Raw genomic sequence first — 9,928 nt, 5'->3', positions numbered from 1 at the left:
TCGCTCGACACCTCTCCCCCGATCAACGGGGGAGAGGAAGGGCTCCCTTCCGCAACCGCTGCGGAGGATGGGCAGGCAGGTGAGGGGCAGCGCAAACGTCCGCAGGAGATTCAAACCCTGAAGCGCTGCCTTAGACCGATATGCGAGATTGATCCGAGCTGGCGCGCCAGCGCCACTTATGTCCAACACGGTACGAATCCGGCCGATGCAAAATCGTTACCTGCCCTATTTATTGACCTTGCCCAGCCTGTTTCTGGCCGCAGTCGTCATCTTCTGGCCGGTCTGGGACCTGATCCAGATATCGACGCATGATGTCAGCCGTTTTGGGCAGCTGCGGGACTTCAACGATTTCGCCAATTATTCCGCCTTCCTCGCCGATCCCGATTTCCTGGCGGCACTCTGGCGCACCGGCCTGTGGACCGTGCTGGTGGTCGGCGGCGCGCTGCTGTTGTCCGTCCCCGTGGCGATGATCCTCAATACCGATTTCTACGGCCGCGGCATTGCCCGCGTCATCATCATGCTGCCCTGGGCGGTGTCGCTGACGATGACGGCGGTGGTCTGGCGCTGGGCGCTCAACGGCGAAAGCGGGATGCTGAACTCGGCGCTGATCGGGCTTGGCCTGATCCATGAGAACATCCAGTGGCTGGCGCGCGCCGAGACGGCATTCCCGATGCAGGTGCTGATCGGCATATTGGTGACGGTACCGTTCACCACGACCATCTTCCTCGGCGGCCTGTCGTCGATCCCCGACGACCTCTACGAGGCGGCGGCCCTGGAGGGGGCGACGCCGCTGCAGCAGTTCCGCGAGATCACCTTTCCGCTGCTGAAGCCGTTCATCAACATCGCCATCGTCCTCAACACCATCTACGTCTTCAATTCCTTCCCGATCATCTGGGTGATGACGCAGGGCGGGCCGGCCAACTCGACCGACATCCTGGTCACCCATCTGTACAAGCTGGCCTTCCGCATCGGCAAGCTTGGCGAAGCATCGGCGGTGTCGCTGCTGATGTTCGCCATCCTTTTGATCTTCACCATGATCTATGTGCGCCTCGCCATGCGGGAGCAACGCGCATGATGCCCAAGCTGAAGCGCACGATCATTGCCTGGCTGCTGCTTTCGCCGCTGCTCGTGGTGACCATCTTCCCCTTCGCGGTGATGTTTTTGACCGCGGTCAAGCCGCGGCAGGAGGTGCTGTCGCCGACCTGGTGGCCAAGCGAATTCCACTGGTCGAATTTTGCCGACATGTGGGTGGCGACCGGCTTTGGCGAGGCGCTGGCCAATTCGCTCTATGTCTCTGTTATCGCCACCGTCGGCGCCATCCTGATCTCGGTGCAGGCTGCTTACGCCATGTCGCGGTTTCGCTTTGCCGGCTACGGCGCCTTCCGCCAGTTCCTGCTGATCTCGCAGATGATCTCGCCGATCGTGCTGGTGCTTGGCCTGTTCCGGCTGATGGCCGCCTGGGGCCTGATCGAATCGACGACGGCGCTCGGCGTCATCTACATGGCTTTCAACGTCGCCTTCACCGTGTGGATGCTGCAGAGTTATTTCGACACCATCCCGCGCGATCTCGAGGAAGCAGCGTGGATGGAGGGCGCCGGCCGCTGGCTGACCTTGCGAAAAGTGTTTCTGCCGCTTTGCCTGCCGGCAATCGCGGTCACCGCCATCTTCACCTTCATCAACGCATGGAATGAGTTCGTCGTTGCGCTCACAATGCTGCGCAGCCAGGAAAGTTACACGCTGCCGATCCAGGTGTTCTCGCTGGTCGCCGGCCGCTACACGATCGAATGGCACCATGTAATGGCGGCGACGCTGCTGGCGACGCTGCCGGTGGCGATTCTGTTCATCTGGCTGCAGCGCTATCTCGTCCGCGGGCTGGCGCTCGGGGCGGTCAAATAACCGCGCCATTCACAACGGAGCTTTCATGCGCATCTTCACCGCCTCGCTGGCGACCGAAACCAACACCTTCTCGCCGGTGCCGACCGACCGGGCGTCGTTCGAGATGGCGTTCTATGCCGGGCCGGGCAAGCATCCAGACACGCCGACCTTGTGCTCATCGACGATGGTCGCGCTGCGCCGGCGTGCGGCTGCCGAAGGGCTGACCGTCATCGAAGGCACCGCCACTTGGGCGGAGCCGGGCGGGCTGGTGCAGCGGCAGACCTATGAGGCGTTGCGCGACGAGATTCTCGGCCAGTTGAAGGCAGCCTTGCCGGTCGACGCCGTCATCCTCGGCCTGCACGGCGCCATGGTGGCGCAAGGCTATGACGATTGCGAAGGCGATCTGCTGGAACGGGTTCGCGCAATCGTCGGGCCCGACGTGGTGATCGCGGTGGGGCTCGACCCGCACAGTCATCTGACCCCAAAGCGCGTCGCGGCATGCAATGTCATGGCCTATTTCCTCGAATTCCCGCACACCGACTTCTATGAGCGCGGCGAACATGTCGTCGAGCTTGGATTGGCGGCGGCGCGCGACGAGATCAAGCCGGTGATCTCGACCTTCGACTGCCGCATGATCCAGGTGCTGCCGACCAGCCGCGAGCCGATGCGCTCCTTCGTCGACCGCATCAAGGCGCTGCACGGCAAGGACGGCGTGCTGTCGGTGTCGGTCATCCATGGCTTCATGGCGGCGGACGTGCCCGAAATGGGCACGCGCATCCTGGTCGTGACCGACAATGACAAGGCCAAGGGTGATGCGCTGGCGGAGAGGCTAGGGCGCGAGCTTTACGCCATGCGCGAAAAGACGGCGATGACGATGCTGAACACCGAGGATGGCATCGCGCGGGCACTGGCGGTGCGCAAGGGAAACCCCGGCAAGCCGGTTGTGATTGCCGACATCTGGGACAATCCCGGCGGTGGCGTCGCCGGCGACGGTACCGTTGTGCTGCGCGCCATGTTGGAACAGGACGTTGACAATTTTGGCGTGGCGACGATCTGGGACCCGATCGCCGTCACATTTTGCCAGGCGGCAGGCGAAGGCGCCGTCATCGACCTGCGCTTCGGCGGCAAGGCCGGGCCGCTGGCCGGCGAACCGATCGATGCGCGCGTCAAGGTGTTGAAGGCTGTCCGCGAGGGCTGGCAGAGCTTCGGGCCAAGCCGGGTGACGCTCGGGCCAACGGCGCTGGTGCGCGTCGAGGGCACGGAAATCGACATCATCCTCAACACCAACCGCACGCAGACCTTCGAGCCGGATATTTTCTCGAACATCGGTATCGATCCGATGAGCAAGGGCATATTGCTGATCAAGTCGACCAACCATTTCTACGCCGGCTTTGAACCGATCGCGGCGGAGATCATCTATGTCTCGGCGCCGAGCTCGTATCCGAGCAATCCGGCGGTGACGGATTACAAGAAGCTGACGCGGCCGGTTTGGCCAAGGGTGGCGGATCCTTGGCGCTGGTGATCTCCCCGCTTGAGAGGGAGATGTCGCCAAAGGCGACAGAGGGGGTCCTCGCGCGTGAAGCGCCGACCTTCATCTGCCGCAGGAGGTCGAGCCCAGTCGGACCGACCCCCTCTGGCCGCTTTGCGGCCATCTCCCCCTCGAGGGGGGAGACAAGGCGGCGCTATAGCAATCCCCGCTTCACCATCATCGCTTCCGGCGAAGGCATCTTGCCGCGGAACGCCGTGTACAGCTCCTCCGGATCCTTCGACCCGCCGGCGGCATAGATATTCTTCCGAAGCCGTTCCGCCAGCGCCGGGTTGAAGGGATCGCCGGTCTCCTCGAAGGCGGCGAAGGCGTCGGCGTCGAGCACTTCCGACCACATGTAGGAATAGTAGCCGGCTGAATAACCGTCGCCGGAGAAGATATGGCCGAAATGCGGGGTGCGATGACGCATGGCGATGGTGTCGGGCATATCAAGCTTTTCCAGCGTTTCGGCTTCGAAACGCAGCGGTTCCGCCGGCGCATCCGGCCGCGCGTGATACGCCATGTCGATCAGCGCCGACGCTGTGAACTCGACCGTGGCGAAACCGGCGCCGAACGTGCGGGCGGCCAGCATCTTGTCGAGCAGCGACTTCGGCATCGGCTTGCCGGTCTTAACATGCAGCGCATGCTTTTCCAGCACTGCGGGCACCGTCAGCCAGTGCTCGTAGAGCTGCGAAGGCAGTTCGACGAAATCGCGGGAAACCGACGTGCCCGCCACTGACGGCCAGGTGACGTCGGTCAGCATGCCGTGCAAAGCATGGCCGAACTCGTGGAACAGGGTCTTGGCCTCATCGACCGACAGCAGCGCCGCTTCCCCCGCCGGCGGCTTGGCGAAGTTCATGATGTTGTAGATCACCGGCTTGGAGCCATCCCCAAGCTTGTAGCCAGACTTCAGCGCGCTCATCCAGGCGCCAGAACGCTTCGAGGATCGGGCGAAATAGTCGGCGAGGAACAGGCCGCGCTCGCTGCCATCGGCGTTCTTCACCACGAAGACGCGCGCGTCGGGATGCCAGGCGGCGATGCCCTTCTTCTCCTCGAAAGTGATGCCGAACAGTTTGGTGGCGACGTCGAAGCAGGCGTCGATGATGCGGTCGAGCTGCAGATAGGGTTTCAGCTCCGCCTCGTCGAAGGCGAATTTTTCGGCGCGCAATTTCTCCTGGTAGAAGCGCCAGTCCCAGGCGGCGAATTTTTCGTTGCTGCCTGCCTTGGTCGCCAGCCGCTCCAGCTCCTTCTGGTCGGCGCCGGCCTTCTCCAGCGCTTTCTCCCAGACCGGGTCGAGGAGGTCGTGCACCGCCTTCGGCGTCTTGGCCATGGTGTCGTCGAGCTTCAGCGCGGCGAACGAGGCATAGCCGAGCAGCCTGGCCTTTTCGGCGCGCAATTTCAGCATGTCGCGCACCACTGCGGTGTTGTCGCTGGCGCCGCCATTCTGGCCGCGCATGGTGAAGGCGCGGAAAGCGGTCTCGCGCAGATCGCGGCGTTCAGAAAAGGTCGTGAACGGCTCATAGATAGAGCGCGACAAGGTGACGGCGTAGCGGCCCTTCTGGCCGCGCGTCTCAGCGGCTTCGGCCATCGAACTCTTCACGAAGTCCGGCAGGCCCGCAAGATCAGCCTCGTCGAGGAAAAGCGCCCAGTCGCGCTCGTCGGCCAGCACGTTCTGGCCGAAGGTCGTGCCGAGCGAGGACAGCTCCTCGCTGATGTTGGCCAGCCGCTTCTTGCCGTCGGCGTCGAGTTTTGCGCCCGATCGCACAAAGCCTTTCCAGGTCTTCTCCAGCACCCGCAGCGTCTCGGCGTCGAGTTTGAGCGTCTCCCGGCGTTGATAGAGATCGTCGATGCGGGCAAACAGTTTCTCGTTCATTGAGATCGCCGAGAAATGCCGCGACATCTTCGGCGAGATCTCACGCTCCAGCGCCTGGATCGAATCGTTGGTGTGGGCGCCGGCCCGGCACCAGAAGATCGACGAGACATGGTCGAGCGGCTCACCGGCGAGCTCGAGGGCTGCTAGCGTATTCTGGATGGTCGGCACATCCTTGTTGCCGGCGATCGCATCGATTTCGGCCTCATGTGCCTTCAGCGCCGCGTCGAACACCGAGGAGAAATCGTCGTCGCCGATGCTGGCAAAATCCGGCAGGCCGAGCGGCCCTTGCCATTTGGTCAGCGGATGGGCGGCGAGATCGACGGTTTTCGTGGACGGCATGGGGGATCTTTCGATGATTGGCGGAGCTTGCTGACCGATGTAGGGCGATGACTGGCGCGGCGCAACAGCGCGGCCGTTCAAGCCCGTGTCAGAAGCCGTCGCAATTTTCCGCGATCGCCGCTTGCGAACCGGCGGTGATGCGGTTGCCGGTGACGGCGAACGTTTCCTGCATAAGCATGTCATTGTTGGGGAAATCATAGCAGGCGATGACAGTGGTGACGCCGGCCTCGCTCTTTTCGACGCGATGCCGGATTGCGGCGCCGGCGACCGCGCCCTTCCATTCGTCCATCGACGCGATGAACTCCTGCTTCGACTGCACGACGCCGAGATCGTCGAGCTTGATGCGGACATCGTCGGCGAGCAGGTCCGACAATTCGGTGCGATCGGCGACCAGCAGCGCCGAATACCAGCGGTCGATAATGGCGCCGTCATCGGAGCGGGCAGGGACGAGCGAAATCAGCAGCGCCGCTACGGCGAAAGCGATCGCAGGCCAAACCCGCATTCTTGCCTCCTCTTATTTGACCATGCCCTTATCCGAAAACCGGTTCCCACTTTTCGGGATCATGGGTCTACGTCAAATCCGGCCGCTCGAAGTCGCCGGTGTCCTTGTTCATCACCCAGAGCTCGCCGGTCGAGATGTCGAACCAGGCGCCATGCAGCGACAGCCGCCCCTTGCCTTCGAGGATGGAGACGCAAGGGAAGGTCCTGAGATTGGCGATCGAATAGCGGATGGAAATCCGCTCCAGCGCCGTCTGCCGTTCGGTTGCCGTCATGAACGTGCTGGACGAAACGGTTTCGGCCGCCGGCGCGATCAGGCTCATCCATTTGCCGATGAAGTCGCCGGGCGACAGCGGCGCCGAATTGGTGTCGAGCGCGGCGCGGATGCCGCCGCAGCGGCCATGGCCCATCACCACGATGTTTTTCACCTTCAGGCTCTGCACGGCGAATTCGAGCGCGGCCGAGGTCGAGTGGAACTCGCCGTCCGGCGCATAGGGCGGCACCAGATTGCCGACATTGCGCAGGACGAACAGTTCGCCCGGACCGGCGTCGAAGATCGCCTCGGGGGCAGAGCGGGAATCGCAGCAGGCAACGATCATGGTTTCGGGTGCCTGCCCCTCGCGGGCAAGCTCGCGATAGCGTCCGCTCTCGGTGAGATAGCGGCCATTCATGAAGTTGCGGTAGCCGGTCCAAAGATGTTCGGGGAGATGGGGCATGGGCTAGGGATGAAGCCTTTCGGGGTTAGCGACGGCAGCTCATTTCAAGTTAGAAAGGCTCTAACGGCAAATGCCCGTCGCGGGCAATGCCGAATTGCGGATGGCTTCGTCGCAAATCGCCATGCCGCACGCATGGCTCGCCGCTTGCCTCACGCCCAGATCGCCAGGGGAATGCCCAAACGGTCGGCAAGCGGCGGGTCGGGAAACGGCTTTGCCTCGCCGCCGGCAATGCGTCCGGCAATCAGCATCATCGCTGCGGCGTCGAGGAAATCGTCGGCGGCAGCACCGCGTTTGCGGCGGCTGGTCAAGGAAAGCTCTGGTATAGCCGTGCCGGCAGAGCAGTGCCTTGCGCTCTTCCATCCCGGCAGGATTGACTGCGCCCTTGATCTTCTTCGGCAGCGTCATCGGTTTTTCGCCGTTCAGCCGGCAGAAGGCCACTTCGGGGTGCGATTCGAAGACGCGGCGGCGCAGTTGCGGACGTGCGATCAGCAGCGCGTCGATCTCGCGTATCTTGGCAAAGATGCCGAAGGCCTGGATCGAGACGCCGCGTGGCGGATCGGAGGTCGCCCTGGCCACCTCGCTGGCGCGCCGATGCGCCTCATACCAGGCCTCGACCGTGGTGAAGTCGCTGATGTCGGCGTAGAGGGCCGCGCGGGACGGGATAGAGAAGACGCTGGATTGCCGTGCTCCGAGCATTGGCCGTACCAAGGTCTCCGGCCCGCGCCCGCCTCTTTGCGAGACGTCCGGCAGGCCGATCGGCATGTCGACGGCCACTGCCGCATCGGCGGGCAAGGCGTCGAGCAGGGCCGCAAAGCTGGGAAAGACGCGGACTGACGGCGCGGCATCCAGATCGCGGCGGACGGCGATCCAGCCGGCCTTGCAGCCGTCTACGCCGACGACCACGGTCGAGGTCACGCCCGGCGGTCCCGCCCCGGATGCGTGAGGTGGCGCAGCTGCACCATCGCCATCGGATGCGACAGGCTCTGGGCATCGGTTTCAAGCTGCAACTCGTCGCCGCCACGCTTGGCGGTTCGCGCCAGGATTTCGTAGACGGCGGCGGTGGTCGATTGCAGCGCCTTGATCGGCGGCTGCCTCGACAGGATGCGGGCGAGGTAGACGGCCGCAGTCAGGTCGCCGAGGCCATTCGGCGGCTTGTCGATGAGGCGGTGTTCGGCCAGCAGCGCCTGGGTGCCGTCAAGCAGCAGATTGCCGGTGCCGCCGGTCATCATCGACTGTGCCGACGTCACCAGCATTGTTGACGGTCCGGCATGGAGGGCGGCCGAGATCACCGATTTCAGATCGGGCAAAGGCGCGCCGGCCATCCACTCCAGCTCATAGCGGTTGGGGGTGGCGATGTCGGCGATCGGCATCAGCCGGTCGCGCATCGCGGCGGCCGTCGGCTCGGGCACATAGAGCCCGCCGGAATCGCCCATCACCGGATCGCATATATAGATCGCGTCCGGCGTCTTGGCCTTGACCGCCGCAACCAGCGAGGCGACGGCCTCGGCCTGGCCGGCCTCGCCGAGATAGCCCGACAGCACCGCGCCGACCTCACCCAGCCAGGGCGCGCGCTCGAGATCGGCCATCAGCGGCTTGAACTGGTCGAGCGGCGGCACGATGCGCGTGGCGCGGCCATGGCCCGGATGCCAGGGCAGGATGACCGTCGGTACCGCCCACACCGGAAAGCCCAGCGTCTCCAGCGCAAACACGGCGGCGCGGTTACCGACCGAGCCGCGGGCGACATGGCTGGAAATGACGATGACCGCGCGCGGCGCGTCGGCTTTTTCGCTGTTCATGGAAAATCCTAGATACGGATAATTTTTCGTTGAATCGTCATCCTGATCTATCTCTTTGGTTGGAGCATGATCTCCGGACAAAACGGTTCCCGCTTGTCCGAGAAAACCGGTTCCCACTTTTCAGGATCATGCTCTAGCTGCCCCGGGAGACGTAGTACACGAGCCAGATCAAAAGGCCGAGGGCGACGATGAGCCCAAGTGTGCGGCCGATGCGGGTGCCCCAGACCTCGATCGGATCGGATCGGTCGGCCTCGGCTGCGGTAACATGATCGCGGGCGCCTTTCGCTGCCCGTGACACCAGCGATGCGCCGCCAAGGCCGCCCTCGTTCGCCACGCGCTCGATAATGCGGCGCGATTCGCTGTCATCGTCGCGGCCTTCCGCCATGATCCTGTCCTGTTTGCCGGCAACCATATCGTGTTCGCGCGATCAATCACAGGGCCTCGCCGGCGCATGAATGCGCGCCAGGAATGCGCGCCAGCGGCAGACATTTTCTTGAGCGCGGATTGTGCTAATGCTTCGCATGCAACTTCTGTCGAGGGACCTCACCATGTTTGCCCAGCGCCTTGCCTTCCCTTTCCGCAGTCTGCCGGCCGTGCTGATGATGGCCGTCGTGCTGCCTCTGCTCGCCGGCTGCGGCTTCAACACCATCCCGACGGCGGAGGAAAACGCCAAGGCGGCATGGAGCGAGGTGCTGAACCAGTATCAGCGTCGGTCCGACCTCATTCCCAATTTGGTCGAGACGGTGAAGGGCTATGCCTCGCATGAAAAGGACACGCTCGATGCGGTGGTCGAAGCGCGCGCCAAGGCGACGCAGATCACGGTGACGCCGGAAACGCTGAAGGACCCCGAAGCGCTCAAGAAGTTCCAGGATGCGCAATCAGGGCTGACCAGCGCGCTGTCGCGGCTGATCGCGGTGTCGGAGGCCTATCCCGACCTCAAGGCCAACCAGAATTTCCTGGCGCTGCAGGCGCAACTCGAAGGCACCGAGAACCGTATCGCCGTGGCGCGGCGCGACTACATCCTGGCGGTCAAGGATTACAATCTGACGCTGAGGACCTTTCCGTCGGTGCTATGGGCAACCTTCTGGTTCCGCAGCAACGAGCCCTTCGCCAACTTCACCGTCGAAGAAGACAAGATGCAGCCTCCGAAGGTCGATTTCGGCACGAAGCAGGGCGGGTGATGACGTCTGGGTGAGCTTGGCCTTTGCCAGCCTTGCGTTCCTTCACACCCCCCTCTGTCCTGCCGGACATCTCCCCCTCAAGGGGGGAGATCAGCTGTCTTCTGTCCTTGCGCCAATTATCAGCG

At 63.5% G+C, this 9,928-nt stretch carries 9 protein-coding genes and 1 pseudogene; 4 read left to right on the top strand and 6 right to left on the bottom strand.

Features of this window, described 5'->3' with window-relative positions; all coding sequences use genetic code 11:
* The first annotated feature begins 205 nt into the window (after positions 1–205).
* Genes NKI61_RS30970 through NKI61_RS30960 form a run of 3 tightly spaced genes read left to right on the top strand, consistent with a single transcriptional unit; the run spans position 206 to position 3,397 of the window.
* Positions 206–1,075 (top strand): carbohydrate ABC transporter permease, encoded by an 870-nt coding sequence (locus NKI61_RS30970; RefSeq protein WP_023726098.1) that lies wholly within the window; start codon positions 206–208, stop codon positions 1,073–1,075.
* A complete protein-coding gene (locus tag NKI61_RS30965; protein WP_352842163.1) occupies positions 1,072–1,896 on the top strand; it encodes a carbohydrate ABC transporter permease in 825 nt (274 codons plus the stop codon). The genes NKI61_RS30970 and NKI61_RS30965 overlap by 4 nt, the downstream gene beginning before the upstream one ends.
* 25 nt (positions 1,897–1,921) lie before the next feature.
* Positions 1,922–3,397 carry a M81 family metallopeptidase gene (locus NKI61_RS30960; protein WP_352842161.1) on the top strand — a complete coding sequence of 492 codons (1,476 nt, stop codon included), beginning with the start codon at positions 1,922–1,924 and terminating at the stop codon, positions 3,395–3,397.
* A 160-nt stretch (positions 3,398–3,557) separates the two neighbouring features.
* On the opposite strand, the gene NKI61_RS30955 is transcribed toward NKI61_RS30960, so the two are convergent.
* From NKI61_RS30955 to NKI61_RS30930, 6 genes and pseudogenes are all read right to left on the bottom strand, one after another.
* The gene (locus NKI61_RS30955; protein ID WP_352842159.1) at positions 3,558–5,612 is read right to left on the bottom strand and encodes a M3 family metallopeptidase; all 2,055 of its coding nucleotides are present in this window, start codon (positions 5,610–5,612) and stop codon (positions 3,558–3,560) included.
* An 88-nt stretch (positions 5,613–5,700) separates the two neighbouring features.
* Positions 5,701–6,114, bottom strand: coding sequence for a nuclear transport factor 2 family protein (locus tag NKI61_RS30950; protein ID WP_352842157.1), 414 nt, complete (start codon positions 6,112–6,114; stop codon positions 5,701–5,703).
* 67 nt (positions 6,115–6,181) lie between these two features.
* Positions 6,182–6,826 (bottom strand): carbonic anhydrase, encoded by a 645-nt coding sequence (locus NKI61_RS30945; protein ID WP_023681438.1) that lies wholly within the window; start codon positions 6,824–6,826, stop codon positions 6,182–6,184.
* 149 nt (positions 6,827–6,975) lie between these two features.
* Positions 6,976–7,741, bottom strand: a pseudogene (locus NKI61_RS30940) (DUF429 domain-containing protein).
* Positions 7,738–8,622, bottom strand: coding sequence for a pyridoxal kinase PdxY (pdxY, locus tag NKI61_RS30935; RefSeq protein ID WP_352842155.1), 885 nt, complete (start codon positions 8,620–8,622; stop codon positions 7,738–7,740). The pseudogene NKI61_RS30940 and the gene pdxY overlap by 4 nt, the downstream one beginning before the upstream one ends.
* 133 nt (positions 8,623–8,755) lie before the next feature.
* Complete coding sequence (locus NKI61_RS30930; protein ID WP_023728713.1) at positions 8,756–9,007, bottom strand: hypothetical protein; 252 nt, start codon at positions 9,005–9,007, stop codon at positions 8,756–8,758.
* A 163-nt stretch (positions 9,008–9,170) separates the two neighbouring features.
* On the opposite strand from NKI61_RS30930, the gene NKI61_RS30925 reads away from it, so the two are divergent.
* The gene (locus NKI61_RS30925; RefSeq protein ID WP_023681434.1) at positions 9,171–9,803 is read left to right on the top strand and encodes a LemA family protein; all 633 of its coding nucleotides are present in this window, start codon (positions 9,171–9,173) and stop codon (positions 9,801–9,803) included.
* Positions 9,804–9,928: the final 125 nt, after the last annotated feature.

It is taken from the genome of Mesorhizobium sp. M0514 (assembly GCF_040321145.1).
In the GTDB taxonomy this organism is placed as follows: Bacteria; Pseudomonadota; Alphaproteobacteria; order Rhizobiales; family Rhizobiaceae; genus Mesorhizobium.
This window is presented reverse-complemented; position numbering and strand designations above follow the sequence as displayed.